Below are 19,831 nucleotides of genomic sequence, written 5' to 3' on the forward strand. Positions count from 1 at the left end.
AGATTTTGTTATTCTATTATTTTGTGTGACTTAAAATAATATCTGTCAAATCAATCGGGTCAACGATTTTCCCGTCTTTGTAAACTCTCATGTTGCCGCTAGCAATTTCGTCAATGAGGATTACTTCGTCATTGTTGTAGCCAAATTCAAATTTGATGTCCCACAGTTCCAGACCCATAGTTGCTAGGTCATCAGCAACGATTTTGGTTATTTTCAAAGTCTGCTCTTTCATCTGTTCAAACATTTCTCGGTTCATTACTCCAAGGACTTCCAAACCTTCGCTTGTTACCAGAGGGTCACCCTTTGCGTCATCTTTGAAAGTAGTTTCAACATATCCGTTTTCGAAAACCGCGCCGTCTTCAATGTAATTGCCATATCTGCGAATAAAGCTACCAGTTGCTCTCAGTCTACAAATAACTTCAAGACCCTGTCCGAAAGGGGTTGCGCGCAGAACTTCCATCGTTGCATTTTCAACATCAGCACTTACATAGTGAGTCTTAATGCCTGCAGCATTAATCAGCTCAAAGTATCTGATAGAAGTCTTTAGATTAGCTCTGCCAATTCCTTCAATGGTCAGACCTACGCTGTTTTCGCCTGGGTCAAAAACACCGTCTTTTCCGGTGCAGTCATCCTTAAACTTCAAGAGCACATTTCCGTTGTCCAGTGCAAACACGTCTTTTGTTTTTCCCTGATAAATCTTTTCCATTTGTTTTCCTCCAATTGCGTTTCTATCATGTACCAATCACGGTAATATCCGTAAAAAATAACAAAAATATTATACAACCAACTGACTCTAATGACAAGAAAAAATTATTTCCTACAGTCTTCTGCTTTTTTTTCAAAGTGTATTTTGACATTTTATCAAATAATATTTTTTGATAAAATATAGAATGACATAGTGCACGATTTCCGATAAAATCGTATTCTTTATTTTCTACACGACGCACATATCTTTATTTACTTTATGTCTCATGTTTTCTTTGCACGACAAAAAAGAGGGTTCTAATATCTTTATACTACTGCTGAAATATAAACTTCAAAAAATACTACAAGTGCTATGTGGATCCTTCCACACAACCAAGTATTTTCATCACCTCCTTGCTGGTTCCTTTTGGTATATGGCGACGGACTAAATGATTAGCATTTTCATTCCCATGAACTATGGATGGAAATAAAATAGTTTCCACCGTTTTCTCGCACGATGAAGTATCTTTTCAATCACTTCCTAATTCTGAAACTCACTCCCATTATCCACTGTTACAGTTTTAAATATTTTGTAGAAAGAATTAGGGCTTCCGATATGATGAAATAGCTTACTTCTTGGCATCGTCTCCCCTCCTTACACCGCAGCTACGGTTACAATCAAATTTGCTATATGCTGCCTTTTAATTGCTGTGCTGACAACGCCAGTTTTACCAGTCAACTTAAATACCTTTTGCTTATCAGCCGAGATGTTGCCACCTGCAGTATATGGTCCTTTCGACAAGTCAAATTCGCCTATTGCAAACGAAAACTTCTTGCTGTCCTTTGCAAGTGCAGCAAAGTCTGTGGTGTTCGCCGTAAGCATCCACCCATTTACCACATCGTCCACCTGCACGCTGCTGACAGTAATTGTTTTTGATCCAAGATTATTTACGTTCAGGTCAGTGATGTCCAAATCTGTGGAACCCATGGAAGCAGTCATGTCGATAGATTCCGTCACAGTAAAATCAAGCATTTTACGTAGATAAACATGACCCTGCGTAACGCTACCATTGATACCATACTTACCCTCTATATCTTCCGCTTGGCTATATCCCATATCGTCTGGCACAAGATAGAGTGCACCCTTTTCCGGGTTTGTATTTCTGGCAAATCCAGTCCATTCTGTTTCATTGCAGGTCTGGATTCCGTTTATGACAACATCACCATAAATTTCCTCCACGTTGTCAAACATGGCACTGATGTCACACCCCTCTGGTATGATGATGCTTTGAAATTTCACCGCGCCACTGCTCATAAACATTCCCTTTAAATTTGCTCCACTCGAAAACTTCCAGTTTTCAATTCCGATCAGTTCTATTGGGGTTGTTGCACCCATGCAAAGCCAACCAAACATGTTATGTGCGTCCTTTACGTTTGACATATCCCAATTTCCCAATCCTGCAATTTCTTCTACAGTAGTTTCTCCAAACATTTCAACTGTAGCAATTACATTAGACATATCCAGAAGCGATACATTAATTGAAGATGCATGCATTCCGAAAAACCAGCGCGAAGTGTTTACAGGCGAAATTTTGCTTCCAACTTCTACAGATGTTATATCATCGAGCCAGCTCCATGGTACGCCATTGCCGTTTATGTTGTAATCATTTTTTGCACCATCCCATGCTGGATATTCCTTTTTTATTGCGCCATGTGTAGCTTCATTAGCACCTTGGTCTTTTAAAAGCTCATTGATGATTAAGGTACCATCTGCGTAAAGAACTGTTCGACCGACAACTTGATTGTCGTTTAAATATATATGGCCCTGTGTCTGGTCGCCAGAAAGACCATACTTGTCAACAGTTTCCTGTGCCCAGGTCAATGTTGCTGTGTTAGTCGGTGCAAGATATAAGGCCCCTCCTGTTCTATTTGTACCCCATGCAAGGTTAATATCTCCTCCATATTCAGAAATAGGCATGCCATTAATTATTAGAGTGCCTTTTACATTATCCGCTGCATAAAACATACTATCGACAATACATCCACCCGGAACAGTTAAAATACCAATGTTATATTCAGAGATAGTTGGAGAAGTTCCGGACATTCCCATCATCTGAAACATACCGGACAGATTTGCATGATTATTGATTTTCCACTTATCAAAGCCTAAAAATGTGACTTTGCTTGCTGACATTCTAAAACAAGAAAACATATTATTCATATTTTCGATTTTGGATACATTCCACTTTGATACATCAAGAGCAAATTCGCATTTGTCTGCACTTGCGCAACTTTCAAACATACTTACTGCGGTTTTAACATTTTCAAGATTTAAGTTTTCTAAACCGGAAATCGTAACAGCTTCAGCTTCATATCCAAGCATATAGAACATTTTCTGTGTCGTTGTAACATTTCTTGTATCCCATCCATCCAAACCCGAAATCATAATAGATTCAGCACGATATCCGATTGAATCAAACATCTCTGACATATCTGTAACATTTGAAACATTCCAGTCTTCCATTCCTAAAATGGCTATGTTACCAGCGTTTTGTCCTACCCACTGGAATGTACCATGCATGTTTTTCACATTTGACATATCCCAAGTTTCAAGCCCGGAAATTGTTACGCTCAAAGTCTGACTTCCAAAGCTATAGAACATTCCGTCAGTAGAGGTTACGTTTGACATATCCAGATTTGAAAGTTCTGCTGAAGAAGCATTGGTGCAGTTAAAGAACCATTTTGAAGTATCTGTTGGCGAAATTTTACTGCCTATTTCAACACGTTTTATATTATATCTTGAATTAAACCATGGAACCCCGGTATCTCCAAAGGCATAGTCGTTTTCTGTCCCATCCCAAGCTGGAAATTCCTTGCTGGCCGCACCATGCTTTGCTTCGTTGTTCTCTTGATCTGAATCAAGTTCATTTAGAATGAGAGTACCATCTTCATATAAAACAGTCCTTGTTCCATCAACTACCACAACTTTCGCAACTGCCTTTTTCAGCTTCTCTATAGAAACTTGTTGAGAATTCTGAATCTCAGAATCCTCCAAACTAGAAGCATCTACACCTTCTATATCAGCTTCTCGCACTTCATCAATCGGAATTTGCTCAATAGAACTATCCGGTTCTTCTGCAAAAACCGGGACCGCCATAGTCAAAAGCATAGCCATTATTAGTAATATTGACAACCATCGCTTAGATCTCTTTTTCACATCTTCCTCCCTCATTTCTTTAAAAAAGAACGTCTCAATGGGGACGTCCTGCTCATTAGTCGTTCAGATAAAGGTCGATAATCGTGTTAGTCTGACCAATCAACTCATTATCCATGTCGTAATTGTAAATTTCAGCAATTGCTTGATTCTTCCCTTGTTTAAGGGTGGATGTATCTACAATATCCGCCTGTATTGCATCTCCGGATTTAACAAGTCCGGAATCATATACGTAGGAATCCCCTACTTTAATTCTACATTGTAGCTGCCTTCCTTCATTGAGATTTGCAAAAGCAAGATCCTGCATGGTATCCTCATAAATCTGCACCGCAGAATTGATGCGAATTCTCACCTGCCCGCCGCTTGTATCGCTTAGTTTTTCATCAGTATGCACGATAACAGCTGTTTTGCTGGTTTCAAGCCTGTTCGAGTTTAGGACATAAAACAGTCCTGCTCCCATGAAAGCAACTGCAATCAGTAAAATGATAATCAGTATTTTTTGCTTCTTGTTTTTTTCATTTTTAGTTTCCATTACGTCCTCCTATCTGTCTAAGTAATACTGAATTATATCAGACTTAAGGTAACCACGATACTAGCTGCCTGTTCATGGTTTACAGCTGTTGTTACAACGCCGGTTTTTCCTGTAAAGGTAATATTTTTTGATGCTCCAGCTGCAACACTACTTTCAACCTTTGCAAAGGTCGGACAGGTCTTGATAATATCCCAGGTGGAACTGCCCAATGTCGAAGTCAGCGACAACTTCTTCGCATTTGCATTTAATAACTTAAAGTTGGTAGTTGCGTCAACAAAAGACCATCCGGTTGCAGCAGTAGCAGTAACCTTGTCAATGTTAATAACTCCAGCTGTACCGTTATTGGTGATAGTTACTTTATCAACAATCAAATCAACAGAATTTGCAGAGCCAGTCATATCAATGGATTCTGTCACTGATACATCGATTGCCGTTGCCGGCACAGTCATATATGCTACCACATTGCTTTCATCAGCAAAGGCAGCGACAGAAGTGCTAACCATCATAAGCAGCACACATAGAATAGATAAAATCCTCTTTTTCATTTCATGTACCTCCTTGTGCTTTTACTTACGATTATTTCACTACAGAAACGGTTGTAACGAAGTTAGCAACCTTAGTCTTTTCCTGTGCAGTAGTTACTCTACCAGTCTTGCCTGATAAAGCTACTGTAACTTTTTCAGTTGGGTCAATATTTCCTGCACCAGTGTATGCGCTAGTGGACATATCGTGGTCTCCAGCGACCATAATGCTAATCTTTTTCGCATTAGCTCCCAATCTTGTAAAGTCAGTGGAATCTGCAACTACAGTCCATCCATTATCGCCAGTTACTTCAATGCTTGCTGTCAGCACACCAATTTTGCTATTGTTGATGACTTCCAGGTCATTTGCAACTAAATCAGCGGAATCTGCAGTACCAGTGAAGATGATTTCCTCAGTTACACTAAAATCGATTGCTGTAGCAGGTACATTGATGTAAGCCTGTGTTGTCTGCGGATTAGTTTCGACTGCAAAGCAGTTAACAGCGGTTCCGAGAGTTAACGTTAGTGCGCAAAGCGCAGTGATCATTTTCTTTTTCATTTTTGTTTTTCCTTTCGTTTTTTAAATTTTAATGGTTAAATATATTTTTTCGTGCCAGATTAAGCGACACGTAATGGACTTTCAGTATTGCCAAAAACGTTTTCCATTAGAAACAGATATGTCGTTGACGCCTTTTTCTCTAGTCTTTCTGGTTCTTTAATGAGGATGTTAATGCACTCAGCAAGCCATTCATCCGCATTACTCATATAGTACGAACCGAGCTGTAATCTCCCATTCTCTTTGATTAGCTATTCCAGTTTCTTAATGCTTTGTCCTGGCCATAAATGCCAACTTATACTCCAAATTATATGACGAAGTTTCTTTCACATAGATTGTTGCTTTTACTATGGTGGATGTGATATAGCCACCATTATCATTCGTTTAAAAAGCCCGTCTCACATATAGGATGGCAAGAGTGCGTATTCATATAAATTCTTGACTTCACCGATGGTGTAAACGCTTGTCTCGTTATTTCCTTCCTTTAAAAAACCAGCCACGCATCGAACACGTGGCCGGTTTTTACAAAAAAAGTATTTCGACAAGAGTTTATATCTCTTGTCGAAATACTTTCTACAATGAATCACTTCTGACATCAAAACGCGCTTCAACTCTTTGGGCAATCCTATCAAAGCGCCGCTCGATTTTCAAGCTTTCTCCAATGATAACAGCTGAAACATCTGTAACTACTACAATCATGTTTCTTATTTGGCCTTTTTGCTATTGGCTTTTGTCTGGAATTTCTCATTTTTTATGATAAATCTCTCGTGGGTGCCTTCTCCAATCAAACCCGCTTCATCATAAGCTGCCACTTTAAATACCAGTTTACGTCCATCAATTTCCACAAGTTCGCTTTCGCAGCGAACCACCATATTAAGTGGTGTTGCGGAAAGATGTGCTACGTTAAGCAGGGTTCCGACAGTGCCTTCGTCTTCTCCGAGGTATGGTGCCACACTCTCCCATGCAGTTTTTTCCATCAGTGCAATCATAGACGGTGTTGCAAAAACCTCCAACGTGCCGCTTCCCATAGTAAGTGCTGTATTTTCAGCAGTTACCTTTATTTCCTGCGAGCCTTTAATTCCCTTTTCCAGCATGTTTAATATCCTCCTATTATTTGGTACAAGTCCCTATTTATTTCTATTAGTATATCTTAATTGCTTGCTGACTGCAACAATATACCAAAGATTCTCATTTACATTTTTTCGCTTTTAAGGTATAATTGCTTAGCTAATGACATCTACAAGGAGGATTTATATGAACTTCTATACAAAGAACGGAAAAGGTTTACTACTGTGTATTGCACTCGCTATCCCATCTTGGTTTGCCGGCAAAGCATTCCCGATTATTGGCGGTGCAGTAATTGCTATTTTAGCCGGCATGGTCGTCACACTTTTCTTCAAAGAAAAAGGCAGCTTCGAACCCGGTATTAAGTTCACCTCTAAAAAAATTCTGCAGTGGGCAGTAATTCTTTTAGGCTTCGGGCTGAATCTTAACGTAATTGTTGAAACTGGCAAGCAGTCTTTGCCAATTATCGTATGCACCATTGCAACCTCGTTAATTATCTCCTATACTTTGCACAAGATCATGAAAACGCCAGCTAATATTTCTACTTTAGTCGGCGTTGGCTCTTCAATCTGCGGCGGATCTGCCATTGCAGCAACCGCTCCAGTTATTGAAGCAGATGACGAAGAGGTTGCTCAGGCTATTTCCATCATATTCTTTTTTAATGTCCTTGCTGCAATTATTTTCCCTACTTTCGGAAATGCTATTGGCTTTGATACTACTTCAGGAGAAGCTTTTGGCATTTTTGCAGGAACTGCAGTCAATGACACCTCCTCAGTTACAGCCTGTGCTGCAACCTGGGACAGCATGTGGAGCCTCGGTTCTGCTACTCTCGACAAAGCTGTCACCGTAAAACTGACGCGTACTCTTGCAATCATCCCAATCACTTTAGTACTTGCCTTTATGCGCACGAAAAGGGGACAATCTGCCGATGGAAAAAGTGTTAGCATCAAGAGCATCTTCCCGTTCTTTATCCTTTATTTTATCGGCGCGTCCATCATTACTACGCTTGCAATATCCGCGGGTATCTCCGCAGAGTTCTTTGCTCCAATCAAAGAACTTTCTAAGTTCTTTATTGTCCTTGCCATGGCAGCAATCGGGCTGAATACTGATATCGTAAAGCTCATCAAAACCGGTGGTAAACCACTGATTATGGGACTTTGCTGCTGGGTTAGTATTACCGGAGTCAGCTTGATTTTACAGCATATGATGGGTATTTGGTAAATATATAAAAAGTAAAAGCACGCCTACATGCAGCCAATCTGCAAAGACGTGCTTTTTTAATACTCATTCTTCCAGAATTGCCTCTGGATGCTCTCTATCTAAAATCATAATTTCACATACGCCTCCCAGTCTTGACTCTACTTCTCGTTTCAAGTCAGTCAACACTTCCATCAATTCTTCATACCGTTCTAAATCTATAAGTTCGCAGCATAGCATCGCATTCTTTGTCTTTTCTGTCAGCATGGTATGCTCAGCCTCTCTCCAGGTCCAGCATCTGCAAACAGCACCAGCATCATCTTTGTAGATCAGTTCTTCTGGAAGCGGAGGTTCATTATTTTCTCCACCGATGACATAAAACATTTCATCGCCATCAGCTTTCGTCAGCAGCAAATTTCCTTCCAAGCAGTCTATGTCCTCGCCGCCACAAGGTATCGCATGGCTCAGAGATACACTGTTATAAATATCCACAATCGGATTAATTGTTCCGAGATGATTTTCCTTGGAAATACGTTTCATCAAAGCTTCGATGGCACATCTTGCGCCCTTCTTGGTCTTAAACTTCATGTAAGCTTCTCTCCAGACTTTAATCACTCTGTTATCTGTGAAGTTAGGTTCTGTCAAAAACGTCAAAGCTTTCCGTTCTCCTTCTCGAATCAGCTCCTCATACTTTACCTCATCATTATGATATTCGTTGGTAATGCCCTTACAGATTACAATTCCAATTTTACAGTCCGGAAATAATCCCCAGAAATCATCTTTACAAATTAGCTTTTTCATCGTTGGTAAACCTTCCTTTCATTCTGTTGATTCAAGTATATTTTACCTGAACCGACCTGTCAAGACTCCCAGTTGCGAACTTACTGCACCATCCATTCCTCAAGCCAAGCTTCTGCAGTTTCCTGAAAACTTTTTATTGCACTGGATGCTGGACCTGCCGCCCTAATCGCAAATCCGATTTTACGGCTTTCCGGTGGATTAAAAGACTTCGCCAAAATGGGAAAATTTAAGTGTCTAAGCAACAGCTCTGGAAAAATCGCAAATCCAAACCCGCTACTAATCATAGACAACATAGTAAAGTCGTTATCTACTCGATATGCAACATCTGCTTTCTTGCCATAACGTTCAAAGATGTCATCTACTTCTCGCTCCGAACTTACCAAAGACTGAATATATGGATACTGATCCAGCTTGCTGGCAGGAAAGCAAGGCTCATCTGCTAAAGGATGATTCTCTCCGACGACTGCAACCACCGGGTCTTCATAAAATTCCGTCACTTTCATCTTTTTCTTTGCAGGAAGGACTACAAAGCCACAATCTACTTCACCTGAGCAAATCATTTCCTCCAGTCTATCATAATCGTCACAGCATTTCATCTCGACCTCTACTCCCGGATAGTGCTTCTGATACTCTTTTACCATGGCAGGCAGCCAATTAGTATGAACACTGCTGAAGCTCCCAATTCGCAGCAACCCAGAACTCAAATTCTTTATCTCATGGACCTTGTTCATCAGAAGGTTTTCACAATTGCATACACTGCGAATATATGGTAGCAGCAGTTTTCCTTCTGCAGTAAGCACTGTACCTCCATAATTGCGAACAAACAACTCTACACCAAGTTCTTCCTCCAAAGAATTAATCAGATAGCTGACACCGGTTTGTGTGTAGCCTAAACTCTCAGCTGCCTTTTTCAAACTGCCCATTTCTACTACAGCTAAAGCCGCTTCATATTTCGGATTCGGCATGTTCGTCCTCCTTTCTCCCCACAAGCAAAAGAGGGGGGGTATAAGTTTTTCTTCAAATTCAGTGAACAATTTCTCGTTTTACATTTACCCTATTTTCGATTATACTATTCTCGAAGAACAAGTGCAAGAGAAAATCCAAGCTCTCTATGTGCTTTAATCGTCATAGCAAGTCAAACACTTCTGTCATGTTTTACTATGCCGACGATGTCTACCCATAAGCGAGATCAAAATAGGGAAGTTGGTCTCGTTTTTTCTTTTTAAATATTTTAATCCTCTCCTCGTATGTCTAGGCTTCAATATTATTTCTGCCTTTATTTTTTACAAATAGAATCAATATAAGCATAGCTGCGCGGGGCGGCAATTGACAGCCAGTCCGGCTTCATCATATAAATCGCAAAGAGTTCTGCTGCATACTCTGTCTGCGTCTGATAGTGTTCTCCCAAATTCAGTCTTCTTCTCTCTGAGAAACAAGAGAAAAATGATTTACCTGTACCATCTAACAGCTCTGGCTGCAGTCTCGTCATGACATGTCCCACCTCATGAAAAAAACTGCCTTCCAACAAATAAGGTCTCTCTGTTTCCTTCAAATAAATTCTTGGTCTTTTTTGTCGACTAGTTGTATACCCACTATAACCTGCTTCTTCAAAAGCATCATTTGGTAATTTCTGTGTTATGGTAATTTGTAACCTTCGCAGATTGCAATGTTTCCTCACTTTCTGCGGAAGCATTGCATATTGATACCTCACACGATTTCTAACATTTTTTTCTTTCTCCATAGGCTGCTTTATTTTCAAAGGAAATTCCACAGCTCGTACATCAATAATAGCTTTCTCTGCCTTAGAAATAAAACCTGTCTTTCCATTCACAAATACTTTATACCAGTTCTTCGTTTGCCCAATAGTACAAATGGCATTTTCTTGATATTCTCTGCCACTACTGTTTCTACAGGGGCTATCATAAACCATCACCCCATCATCAAAGATTAGTTCTTTAAAATATGTACTGCTTGTATAACTCAGTTCTGGCTTTATATTGGTTAAAAATTTCCCGTCAATATATGTTTTTTCTCCAAAAAAGCGGGTTTCATAATAGGTGCGTATCTTTCCATCTTTATCTTTGTGCCTGCTTCTCCCATATACTGCCACACCTTCACCTTCTCCATAAACACCCAGGATATTGCTATACTGGGTACCTTTGTAATAACTACTAAAGCCTGCTTTCTTGAAATACATCTTCTCTGCTGTGCCTGCATAGCTTATCTTGGCCTGCAGACAGAATAAAACACATATAGTAAGTACTATGATAACTACTCTGACACCTAAATTTTTCTGTAATGCACCTTTAATCATCCTGCTCTTTTCTCCTTTTGTAAATCGTTACGAAAACATCACCTGCCCCAAACAAAACCAAAAGGTAAATTCCCAAGGACTGTAAGTCTCCTGTTTCTGGAATTATTATTCTACCTAATTGCTTTGTTCTTTGTTCTGAGTTAATCATGCTTTCTTCTTTTTCAGATTCATTCTTTGGAATCTCTTCCGGCTGAATTTCCACCGTATCCTGTATATAAACACTTTTACTTTCCGGAAGATTAAGATATCCTCCGGTCTCTGTCTGCATATTTTTTTCTACTGCACAAACCGGGGCAGCCATCGTTAAAATAAACAACAGTATACTAAACAGGAAGCAATCCATTCTTAAGATTTTTATTCTCACTCTATCCTCCTACTCTGCCTCCACAGTTACAGCCAAACTTGCAACATGTTTCCTGCTAAGCGGCACACTGACCATACCAGTTTTCCCTTTAGTTTAAACTTTCTCTGCTGTCTCTTTACCCTCCCTTCTCTGCTTGTATAGTTTTTTCTAGCTAAGTTTATGTACTCTGCACGCTTCCTTCCGTCACAAAACTGCTTGAAGTAGCCCCCATCGTTAATACAAGTGCGCAAAGCGCAGTCATCATTTTCTTTTCCTTTCATTATTTAAAATTATATATAGCTTTCGTGTCTCCCGTTTCTTAGGCAACATGCAACGGATTTAATATACGTTCAGCACCTGTCGCATTAAAAACAAATAGGATCTAGGGGCCTTTTCTTTCAATTCTTTTGGAGATTTCACCAGTACTCGCAAAATTTCAGCCGCCCATTCTGACATGGACTTTGCATAATATGGCTCTAACTTCAATTTCCTTTGCTCCAGCAGCAGTTTATCCAAGTCCTTATCTTCATTCAATAAATACCTGGTGACAGCATGTCCTACTTCATGGATAAAGCTGAACTCAATCCCTTCATCTTTCAAATAGATTACAGCCTTGTGAGGTCGACTTTCTGTATATCCCAAACTTCCGTTTCCTTCAAAAGGCTCTATAAAATGTTCCTTGCAGTAAATTTCCACATTTCGCTGCATCAATCTCTCGCGAATTTTCTGAGATAATTGTGCATACTGCAAATAAATTCTTTCTTTCATATTGGTTCGCTCTGCTGTATCAGGATACTCTTTGTCAGAAATCCTAATCGGAATATAATCAGGTTTTCTGACATTTTTGATGGAATCCGAATTTTTTCGAATATAACCGATTTTTCCTTCAATATAAACAACATACCAATTTCCAGCCTGTCCGATAGTATAAATGCTGCGGTCCTTTGTCTTTAAAACTTTGCCTAAAATGCTTGGTCTGTCATGAATTTTTATTTTATCGTCTACTTTCAATTCTTTAAAAAGATATCGAATTGATACAGGTTTAGCTGGTTTTCTGGAACTCACCTTAGATCGAGGAATATAAAGAATTTGTCCCAAACATTCCACCTCATAATAGTAGACCTTTCTACCGCCAGATAAAATCGCCTTTACAAGACCTTTTGTGGCTACTTTTTGGTTTTTTCCAATGGGCACTACCGCATATCTTGCAGTTTCATGCCCACTACTATATAGCCAGGTCTGTTCTTTGGCATACATGATTTTTTCTGTGTCTCCAAAAGAAACTCTGCTGTTTCCCAAAAGCAACAATCCAATAAAAAATACACTGATTACTTTTCTTTTCATATATTCCCTCTTATTTCATTTGAATTTAAACTAATACCAACTGCTAACAGGTTCGCATTTTATTGACATATGTTCAAAACCCTGTTATAATACTTTTATAAATAACATATGCTAATAATGATGACAGAAGGAGCTTCCATGCCGAGACCCAGAAAAAACAGAATGGTAAACACCATGCCGACAAGCGAAGGCTTTATTCCGGCAGGCTATGAACCAGAATGCTGCAGCAGACTTTCCTGCGTTACCATGACCGTAGATGAATATGAAACCATTAGACTCATCGATTATCTGGGTATGACCCAGGAAGAGTGCGCCGCTTCTATGCAGGTATCAAGACCTACGGTGACTAACATTTACGAGTCCGCACGATACAAGCTAGCAGATGCGTTGATTCATGAAAAACCACTGCTCATCGGCGGAGGCAACTATGATATCTGTCATAAAAACAAAAAAACAGCAACTATTACAAAGGAGACTACCACGATGAAAATTGCAATCACTTACGAAAACGGGCAAATCTATCAGCACTTCGGTCACTGCGAAAACTTCAAAATTTATCAAGTCGAAGACGGCAAAATCCTCTCTTCTTCCATTGAAAATGCTGCTGGGAGCGGTCACGGCGCTCTGGCTGGATTTTTGAAAAATCTCGGTGTCGATGTACTGATTTGCGGTGGCATCGGCGGTGGCGCACAAAATGCGCTGGCACAAGCTGGAATCAGACTTTACGGCGGCGTATCTGGCTCTGCTGACGAAGCTGTCCAGGCACTGGTCGACGGTACTTTGGTATATAATTCCAATGTACAGTGTAGCCATCACGGCGAAGGTCACACCTGCGGCGGCGGAAATTCCTGCCATCACTAAGGTTTACTTATTACAATTTACACAAAAGGACTGCTTTCGTCATAATACCCCCAAAGCAGTCCTTTATTCTTCTGCAATATCTAGTTTTCCTTCCTCCCTACGATAAATATAAACCGAATCAGACAAGTATTCATCCCTGTCCACAAATCTTCCATTAACCCTCAAAACCGTTTCTTTCAGGTCATCGACTTTCTGTCCCATGTCCCTAACAAGCATCACTTCGTGAATAGAAGAAGGTAGCACATAAATATCTGACTGAAATCCCTCCGCCATGCTTTCCAAAACACCTGGATACAAAATCACAGAAGCGCCCATGGTCTTCTTATGATTGGTCAGCATATAAAGTATATCCGGAATACCTGAAATCCGAAGTTCCATTCGATATTTTGTATTTTCTGAAGCTATTTTGTATAGTTCCTCTTCGCATAGCCGCATGTTCTGCGCCAAATTATTCGTAATAACTGCGCTGTTAAAAGTACCGTCAGGTAAATCCACCATAAGCCTGTAAATAACAGAAAGGTTTAAAAAGTGTCTGTGAGGCACACGAGCCAAAAGTTCCGCGTTCTTCTCCGTATTAATCAGCTCGTAAATGATATTTTCCTTTTTTTCTCCTTCGTCTACAAAAGAGCTCATTTCATCTACATGGGCAAGCCCGTTAAGATATTCAAGTGCAATCATTCTAAGAACACTGTCAAAGGGCTGTCCGCTTTGATAGTATTTGTAAAATCTGTACAGATACAGCATGGTCGATGCGCCTTTCTCTCCTCTTGGGAAAATCATCAGTGCTTCCAAAGGCTCGTTGACTTTATAAACCATCTCTGTTTTAAGCTCCCATTCGCAGTATTTTTCCGGTAAATATCCTTTAATATTTTTGATAACTTCTTCTTTAAATTGCATATAATTCATTTTTATTCTCCTTTTCCACGAAAAAACTGCCCGAATTCAAATGAATTTCAAGGCAGTTACTCGTCTCATAAACTGTGTATTGCTGTATATTGCTATACCTTATCTGTAATTGTTAATATTCCCATAAAAGAAGGATTTTTCATCTATGGCTCGCATCGTTGCAAGAACTCCGTCGAGATGATCAAACTCGTGCTGAATCAGTTCTGATAAATCTCCTTTCAAGTGCATTTCCTGTCTTTTCCAGTTCATATCGTAATATGAAATGATACACTCTTTATGCCGTTCAACTTTGACTAAAAGACCCGGAAATGACATACAGTCGTCCATAACTGTCATCTTTTCCTCTGTAGGAAAATGCAATACTGGATTGATGAACACCTGTGGGTTATCCACATACATATATAAAAGTCTTTTCTGTATGCCAATCTGCGGCGCCGCAATGGCACGTCCGGCTCCATGGGTTCTCTTGTACTCCATCATCGTGTCATGCAAGTCGGAAACGACAGTTTCGATGTCTTTCAAGTTCTCTTTTCGATACTCTGTACAGGTCACATAAAGCCGCGGATCACCCAAAAGCAAAATATCTTTTATCATGTTCTTCACCTCTTTTACATTATTTTCAGATTTCTTTGATACATATTTTACCATACTGCATCTGTAAATGCAATCTGCCTACTCTGCCCCACCTGCAGAGCTGGCACTCCTTCTAACCGCGCTGACACGCAAATCCTCAATCTGAAGTAAAACTATCACCCTGCATTCTCCGGCTGCAGTTTTACTGCATTCGATATGCCACTTTGCCTGTTCAGACTTCTGCCGCAGATTCTTCTCAATGACACTCACCGCTGCAGACTTCGCCGAAATCTTTGATGCGCCCTGCTTCAAAGCGTATTGCCCCGCAAAAGCCGCCTCTGCTGAGACTTCACTTAAATATGCCTTGGTTCTCAGAATGTGGTTACACTGCTGCTGATATCCGAGGATCGTGAAAACAAAGAGTAAAATCGACATGGTTATCATCATATTTTTCATGGACTATCGACCTCACGCTCGCTTACTACCGTTCTATCAAGCCGATATTCAAAATAATTTCTTTCACTGTCAATATTCCAAAATTTTGCCATGATGATAACAGGTTTCACTTTCACCTCCACCTGATACGAAGTCAGCTGTCCTCTTCCTACAGGTGTTCTTGTCCCCCTAAGTGTAATTTCTTCCTGCGCGCAGTGAAAAACCTTTGCCAGCTCTTGACGCAGCCAGCTTTCACTGGTATCAGTAATGCAGCCGTCCACCTTCACCATATCCCGAAAAGCGGCGGCTGCCTGATCTGCTGCAGTCATCTTGACATAGAGAAGCTGGCTTTGCGTAAATTCCATGAGAACTGCCAGAAGCAACAGCATACTCGCCACCGATGTTATTAAATTCTTCACACGCCGCACTCCTCTTGATACAATTCTATGTTCCTTTCCATAACCGCACTGCCGGCGCTTTTCAAACTGTCCTTATCCCCTGCAATCATTGAAAAAAGGAAGAATCCCAGCACCATAGTTCCTACAATAATCAGTAAATCCTTCATTGCTATTCTCCGATTTCCATGGACTCAATGCTTTCAACACCCTGCTCCACCACTCCTTGGGCTGCTTCCTTCAAAGACACTTCGCCTTCGCCTAAAACCATAGTGTTGACAATGATAACACCCAATAAAATTGTTCCAATAATAATAATTAAATTTTTCATCTCTCTCCTTTCTGACTAACTTGCTCTTCCTCAATAAAACATCTGGTCGATCATCTGCAGCGTATTCATAAACACAACTACAATAGTAAAATTCAACAAAATCGAAAAAATGGTCGCAGTCGCTGCCATGGTGGTAACCAGACTCTTTCTTTCTGCCTTGCTCATACCTTTGGTCATACGCTCTCCCATCAGGGCTTCCTCAAAAGCGGTCATATGCACAATCAGTTCCGCCGGATTGATTTTATCGATTTTAGAAAGAACAGCAGCAAAGTTTGCTGCAATTTTTAGCGGCACCTGCTCAGTAAGAATACGAAAGGCTTCCTCCCCCTGTCCAAGACGATATGCCGACAGAATATCCGCATAAGTATTTTGAAGCGCTCCGCTGCACTCCATTAATTGTTCCAAAATAAAATCAGCAGACATGGGAAGATCCTTATGCACCATAGCCAGGTTTTTCAGTACAATGCAGCTGCTATAAATCTCTCGCTCCATCTTCTGGCTCTGAAACAGTCGCCACCTGGCTAAAATTTGCTGTTTTCCCTTGGTTTCTAGCTCCGGCAACATCTTGCTTGTATATGCTGCCAGTCTTCGCGCCTTAAATAAAGGCGTTGTCTTTATCTTCATCGTAACCGCCTTTCCTAAATGTCCATCTTCTCTCTAGACAAAAATACATTGAGTAGCAGGCTAGCCAAATACATCATGGTCATAATTAAAAACCACTGCAGTCCCAACACTGTGCCAAACTGATACCGGATAAATTTTGTCGGCGTAAAGCCAAAATACCTGCACGCACCCACCACGGTCAAAAGAAAGCTAACCGGTGCTAAGTACTTCAAAATCAGCTTAGCCTCGTTATTTTCCCTTTTTCCATGCTCGATTACCTTACGGCTTTTTATCATCGAGGCGAGCAAATCCTCCAATGCGTTATCGACTCGAACACCGTATAGATAGGCGAAGAAGATATTGGTAGAAAGGGCATTACCCCATGCCGTATCAATTCCATAGCGGAAAGCTGTAAGATGTTGATCCACTTCCTCCTTAGTGACAGACTTCTGCAATCCCTTTGCCAGCTGCAGCAAAAGCTTTCTGGACTCTGGCGCTTTATCCAGCTCCGCCGCTGTCACTTCGATGGCTTCTTTGATATTAAAATCATGAATTTTGTAGTTGTTGAGAAGTTCCTGCAAAAGTACGTCTCCTTCCTTTGAGCGGGAAACCCGACGCCCGTAAAGCCTTGCCATGAGAATAGTATAGGGTAGCAGCCCCATAAAAATCCCACAAAGCAGCGCCATAAAAGGACCTGTTGCAAGATAAGCAGCTAATCCGCTCCCTGCCCCAAGAATAAGGCTAATCAGATAGAAATTTTCTAAACTTGTGAAAAATTTTTCTGTCTCCGCTCCTTCAATGACCAGCGCAAGATGCTGTCCCAAAGGGCTTCTTTTCAGAAAAAGATTTTCGCTTGTAACTTTCTTTAGATTTCTCCTAATATATACTCTGCTGCGAAAAGTCATGTACAGGCTATGTAATGCTGGCAGCTGCCAAATACAAATCCCTGTTAAGAACAGCACATACAAAATCTTATCCACAGGTGCCTCCTTCTGTCTGGTAATAAGCAGGAAACAGCGTTTCTGCCTCCGATTCTGCCATCGGCATATTCGCTGCCAGCTGCGCCAGCAAAAGGTTCATCTCTTTGATTTCTTTTGCAAGCTGTGGATATTTCTCTGCTTTCTCAAGACAAGGATTTGGATTCCAACGCCATACTTTCTCAAAAAAATCGTAGCTACACAGCTTTTTTGCAGCAACTTTATCCTGTTTCACATCATAGGAATATTGCCAAATTCCCTTCAGCACCTTCTTCGATTTGTCCTCAGGCACCTGAGAAAGTTCCAACACATAGTCAAAATTTTTGTATACCTGCGCAATCACCTCTCTCATATCGCCGCCATAACTTTGACAAATCTTGGATGCCATTTTATACGGTACATTGACTGCGTCGTTATCGTGAATGGTTCCCTTACTTCTGGTCGTTCCCGTCGATGTAATATCCAGTGCCAAATAAAAGGCTGGCCCATCGCGCATTTCCTCCAGCAATATATAATCATTGTCACCACGAAGAAGTGATTTTGTAATGGAAGAAAGGCGCTCTCCATCAGCAACCAGCTGCATAATCGGCGCCTTCGGCATAATCTCATGCCACGGTGTTTCCGGATCAGTGGCGATAGCAAGTCCCTCCAAATTCGGATCTTCATACTTCTGCCAAACCTGCATAAAAGTAGTCTTCCCCGACCTGACCTGTCCGGAAAACAGCACATTAAATCCAATTTCTATCATCTTGTAAAACAGTGAAATTGCTGCTTTGGGGATGGTGCCAATCTTTGCTAAATGTTCAAAGGAAAGCTCCGGCAGAATATATTTACGAAAGACCATAATATCCTGCCCCTCCTTGGTTCTATCTCCGGAATAAATGGTAATTCTGATTCCGTTGTTCAAGTACACCTCATGAAAGCCGTATTCCAGTCTCTCATAAGGAGTCGCTAAAAGCAGAGTTCTTTTTAGCTGCTCTCTTCTCCTTCCGGGAATCCTTTGAGGCTGCAGCTGGGATTTTCCGTCAATGAGGCAGTAAAGTCTATCTCCAATCAGTTTTGCTGATGAAGACTGCCTGTACTTTTCATCCATGTCGTAAGCCCAAGGCGCAAGACCGGAAAGACCATAAGTTTCTGCAAAAATCCCTTCCGCCAAATCCGGATACCACGGCGGATACCAGCTATCTGTCAGTTTTTTCTCTCTCAAAATCTCCTTAATTTTTTCCTTATAAAAAGCAGTCTCTGCTGAAAATCCCATCATAGCCCGTTTCTCCCTCTCCAGCTTTCTGTTCTTTGCCATATCGTCAGTTTCGTCCCATTCCTTGTCAAATTCTGCCTCCACAATGGAACAAATTTGACGAAATCGCGCTAGCGGCTCTATCTCATCCGACTCCTCCTTGTGCAAAACTTTGCTCAAATACGCTTCTAAAGAAAATGCTTTTTCCATATCCCCTCCTTCTTCCCTGCCGGTTCAAAGACATCCGCTAAAGTTTCAACTCCTCGTGCAAACTTTCCATAGCGCAGCAGGCTTTTATTTTCCATCTCTGCTTGCCAGCCGTATTCCACATAAGGCACCGTAAAAGCCTCCTCTATTTCACACAGCGACAAAATATCGTTTTTCAAAAGCAGCGCCGGATCTTTCAAATATTTATTGATTACTAAATCTCCTCCCTTCCCGAGAGGCTGCACGATATTCTTCTGCAGCAGAATCAGTCTACGAATAGATTTGGACTGCTGGGTTGTCATAAAAAATCTGTGGTCCGCTGTATTTAGAGCTGAAATGGTAATACCAAGATTTGCGTCACTGCCACCATCGATAACTGTATAATCAAAATCATCTCCTATCTCAGAGAGGAGTACTTCGAAGGTGTTCTCAGTAAAATACCCGGCAGCGAGCTGGTTTCTCACGCCGGGCAGTACCCATAATCCTCTGACCTCTTCCAAATTCTGATACATATCCTCTGCAGTCACCTTTCCACTTCGAATCGAAGCTTTTAAATCATCGATGGAATGCCTGCTGCTCAACGGCAAAAATTCCTCGCCAAACTTGCCGCTTCCCATCAGATAGAGCACTTTGTTTCCCCTCTGCTGCAGCACTTCTGCAAAAGACTGCGCAATCATGGTCGTTCCCACCTGATTATCGCCGCCAAAAAATCCAATTATTTTTTTCATCTGTCCT

Annotated in this window: 23 protein-coding genes; 2 read left to right on the forward strand and 21 right to left on the reverse strand. The window is 40.9% G+C overall.

Going from position 1 to position 19,831, the window contains the following annotated elements; translation table 11 throughout:
• Positions 1 to 16: 16 nt before the first annotated feature.
• The 6 genes from V1225_RS11380 to V1225_RS11405 all read right to left on the reverse strand — a co-directional run bounded on the left by V1225_RS11380 (position 17) and on the right by V1225_RS11405 (position 6,601).
• Positions 17 to 706 (reverse strand): phosphoribosylaminoimidazolesuccinocarboxamide synthase, encoded by a 690-nt coding sequence (locus V1225_RS11380; protein ID WP_160203272.1) that lies wholly within the window; start codon positions 704 to 706, stop codon positions 17 to 19.
• A gap of 633 nt (positions 707 to 1,339) precedes the next feature.
• Positions 1,340 to 3,901, reverse strand: coding sequence for a BspA family leucine-rich repeat surface protein (locus V1225_RS11385; RefSeq protein WP_338546494.1), 2,562 nt, complete (start codon positions 3,899 to 3,901; stop codon positions 1,340 to 1,342).
• Positions 3,902 to 3,956: 55 nt separating this feature from the next.
• The gene (locus V1225_RS11390; RefSeq protein WP_160202790.1) at positions 3,957 to 4,430 is read right to left on the reverse strand and encodes a hypothetical protein; all 474 of its coding nucleotides are present in this window, start codon (positions 4,428 to 4,430) and stop codon (positions 3,957 to 3,959) included.
• 32 nt (positions 4,431 to 4,462) lie between these two features.
• Positions 4,463 to 4,975 (reverse strand): hypothetical protein, encoded by a 513-nt coding sequence (locus V1225_RS11395; RefSeq protein WP_338546497.1) that lies wholly within the window; start codon positions 4,973 to 4,975, stop codon positions 4,463 to 4,465.
• Positions 4,976 to 5,006: 31 nt separating this feature from the next.
• Positions 5,007 to 5,510, reverse strand: a complete 504-nt coding sequence (locus tag V1225_RS11400) for a hypothetical protein (RefSeq protein WP_160202788.1) — start codon at positions 5,508 to 5,510, stop codon at positions 5,007 to 5,009.
• A 701-nt stretch (positions 5,511 to 6,211) separates the two neighbouring features.
• A complete protein-coding gene (locus V1225_RS11405; RefSeq protein ID WP_161909328.1) occupies positions 6,212 to 6,601 on the reverse strand; it encodes a thioesterase family protein in 390 nt (129 codons plus the stop codon).
• Positions 6,602 to 6,761: 160 nt separating this feature from the next.
• Here V1225_RS11405 and V1225_RS11410 point away from each other — a divergent pair, with 160 nt between their 5' ends.
• Positions 6,762 to 7,793 carry a YeiH family protein gene (locus V1225_RS11410; protein ID WP_160202786.1) on the forward strand — a complete coding sequence of 344 codons (1,032 nt, stop codon included), beginning with the start codon at positions 6,762 to 6,764 and terminating at the stop codon, positions 7,791 to 7,793.
• Between the two features lie 63 nt (positions 7,794 to 7,856).
• Here V1225_RS11410 and V1225_RS11415 read toward each other — a convergent pair whose 3' ends face one another.
• The 5 genes from V1225_RS11415 to V1225_RS11435 all read right to left on the reverse strand — a co-directional run bounded on the left by V1225_RS11415 (position 7,857) and on the right by V1225_RS11435 (position 12,571).
• Positions 7,857 to 8,570, reverse strand: a complete 714-nt coding sequence (locus V1225_RS11415; RefSeq protein WP_338546498.1) for a phenylalanine--tRNA ligase beta subunit-related protein — start codon at positions 8,568 to 8,570, stop codon at positions 7,857 to 7,859.
• 80 nt (positions 8,571 to 8,650) lie between these two features.
• A complete protein-coding gene (locus tag V1225_RS11420) occupies positions 8,651 to 9,535 on the reverse strand; it encodes a LysR family transcriptional regulator (RefSeq protein WP_161909326.1) in 885 nt (294 codons plus the stop codon).
• A 311-nt stretch (positions 9,536 to 9,846) separates the two neighbouring features.
• Positions 9,847 to 10,884 carry a hypothetical protein gene (locus V1225_RS11425; RefSeq protein ID WP_161909325.1) on the reverse strand — a complete coding sequence of 346 codons (1,038 nt, stop codon included), beginning with the start codon at positions 10,882 to 10,884 and terminating at the stop codon, positions 9,847 to 9,849.
• Positions 10,877 to 11,248 carry a hypothetical protein gene (locus V1225_RS11430; protein WP_161909324.1) on the reverse strand — a complete coding sequence of 124 codons (372 nt, stop codon included), beginning with the start codon at positions 11,246 to 11,248 and terminating at the stop codon, positions 10,877 to 10,879. The genes V1225_RS11425 and V1225_RS11430 overlap by 8 nt, the downstream gene beginning before the upstream one ends.
• A gap of 318 nt (positions 11,249 to 11,566) precedes the next feature.
• Positions 11,567 to 12,571: a hypothetical protein gene (locus tag V1225_RS11435; RefSeq protein WP_251617074.1), complete on the reverse strand. Its 1,005-nt coding sequence runs from the start codon at positions 12,569 to 12,571 to the stop codon at positions 11,567 to 11,569.
• Positions 12,572 to 12,709: 138 nt separating this feature from the next.
• Here V1225_RS11435 and V1225_RS11440 point away from each other — a divergent pair, with 138 nt between their 5' ends.
• A complete protein-coding gene (locus tag V1225_RS11440) occupies positions 12,710 to 13,432 on the forward strand; it encodes a NifB/NifX family molybdenum-iron cluster-binding protein (RefSeq protein WP_160202794.1) in 723 nt (240 codons plus the stop codon).
• 63 nt (positions 13,433 to 13,495) lie between these two features.
• Here the strand turns inward: V1225_RS11440 and V1225_RS11445 are convergent, their stop codons facing one another.
• From V1225_RS11445 to V1225_RS11490, 10 genes are all read right to left on the reverse strand, one after another.
• Positions 13,496 to 14,338: a DUF5688 family protein gene (locus V1225_RS11445; protein ID WP_160202780.1), complete on the reverse strand. Its 843-nt coding sequence runs from the start codon at positions 14,336 to 14,338 to the stop codon at positions 13,496 to 13,498.
• A 99-nt stretch (positions 14,339 to 14,437) separates the two neighbouring features.
• On the reverse strand, positions 14,438 to 14,932 hold the full coding sequence (locus V1225_RS11450) for a peptide deformylase (protein ID WP_161909321.1): 495 nt from the start codon (positions 14,930 to 14,932) through the stop codon (positions 14,438 to 14,440).
• Between the two features lie 78 nt (positions 14,933 to 15,010).
• Positions 15,011 to 15,367, reverse strand: a complete 357-nt coding sequence (locus tag V1225_RS11455; protein ID WP_338546502.1) for a hypothetical protein — start codon at positions 15,365 to 15,367, stop codon at positions 15,011 to 15,013.
• Positions 15,364 to 15,765 carry a hypothetical protein gene (locus V1225_RS11460; protein WP_161909320.1) on the reverse strand — a complete coding sequence of 134 codons (402 nt, stop codon included), beginning with the start codon at positions 15,763 to 15,765 and terminating at the stop codon, positions 15,364 to 15,366. The genes V1225_RS11455 and V1225_RS11460 overlap by 4 nt, the downstream gene beginning before the upstream one ends.
• Entirely contained in the window at positions 15,762 to 15,911 is a 150-nt protein-coding gene (locus V1225_RS11465; RefSeq protein ID WP_201759595.1) for a hypothetical protein, read from the reverse strand. The genes V1225_RS11460 and V1225_RS11465 overlap by 4 nt, the downstream gene beginning before the upstream one ends.
• A gap of 2 nt (positions 15,912 to 15,913) precedes the next feature.
• Positions 15,914 to 16,072 carry a hypothetical protein gene (locus tag V1225_RS11470; RefSeq protein WP_160202776.1) on the reverse strand — a complete coding sequence of 53 codons (159 nt, stop codon included), beginning with the start codon at positions 16,070 to 16,072 and terminating at the stop codon, positions 15,914 to 15,916.
• Between the two features lie 30 nt (positions 16,073 to 16,102).
• The gene (locus V1225_RS11475; protein WP_338546503.1) at positions 16,103 to 16,696 is read right to left on the reverse strand and encodes a hypothetical protein; all 594 of its coding nucleotides are present in this window, start codon (positions 16,694 to 16,696) and stop codon (positions 16,103 to 16,105) included.
• Between the two features lie 14 nt (positions 16,697 to 16,710).
• The gene (locus V1225_RS11480; RefSeq protein ID WP_160202774.1) at positions 16,711 to 17,655 is read right to left on the reverse strand and encodes a hypothetical protein; all 945 of its coding nucleotides are present in this window, start codon (positions 17,653 to 17,655) and stop codon (positions 16,711 to 16,713) included.
• Positions 17,648 to 19,099, reverse strand: a complete 1,452-nt coding sequence (locus V1225_RS11485; protein WP_160202773.1) for an ATPase, T2SS/T4P/T4SS family — start codon at positions 19,097 to 19,099, stop codon at positions 17,648 to 17,650. Before V1225_RS11485 ends, V1225_RS11480 begins: the two co-directional genes overlap by 8 nt.
• Positions 19,078 to 19,824: a hypothetical protein gene (locus V1225_RS11490; protein WP_160202772.1), complete on the reverse strand. Its 747-nt coding sequence runs from the start codon at positions 19,822 to 19,824 to the stop codon at positions 19,078 to 19,080. Before V1225_RS11490 ends, V1225_RS11485 begins: the two co-directional genes overlap by 22 nt.
• Positions 19,825 to 19,831 lie beyond the last annotated feature (7 nt).

It is taken from the genome of Emergencia sp. JLR.KK010 (genome assembly GCF_037018265.1).
In the GTDB taxonomy this organism is placed as follows: Bacteria; Bacillota; Clostridia; order Peptostreptococcales; family Anaerovoracaceae; genus Senimuribacter; species Senimuribacter intestinalis.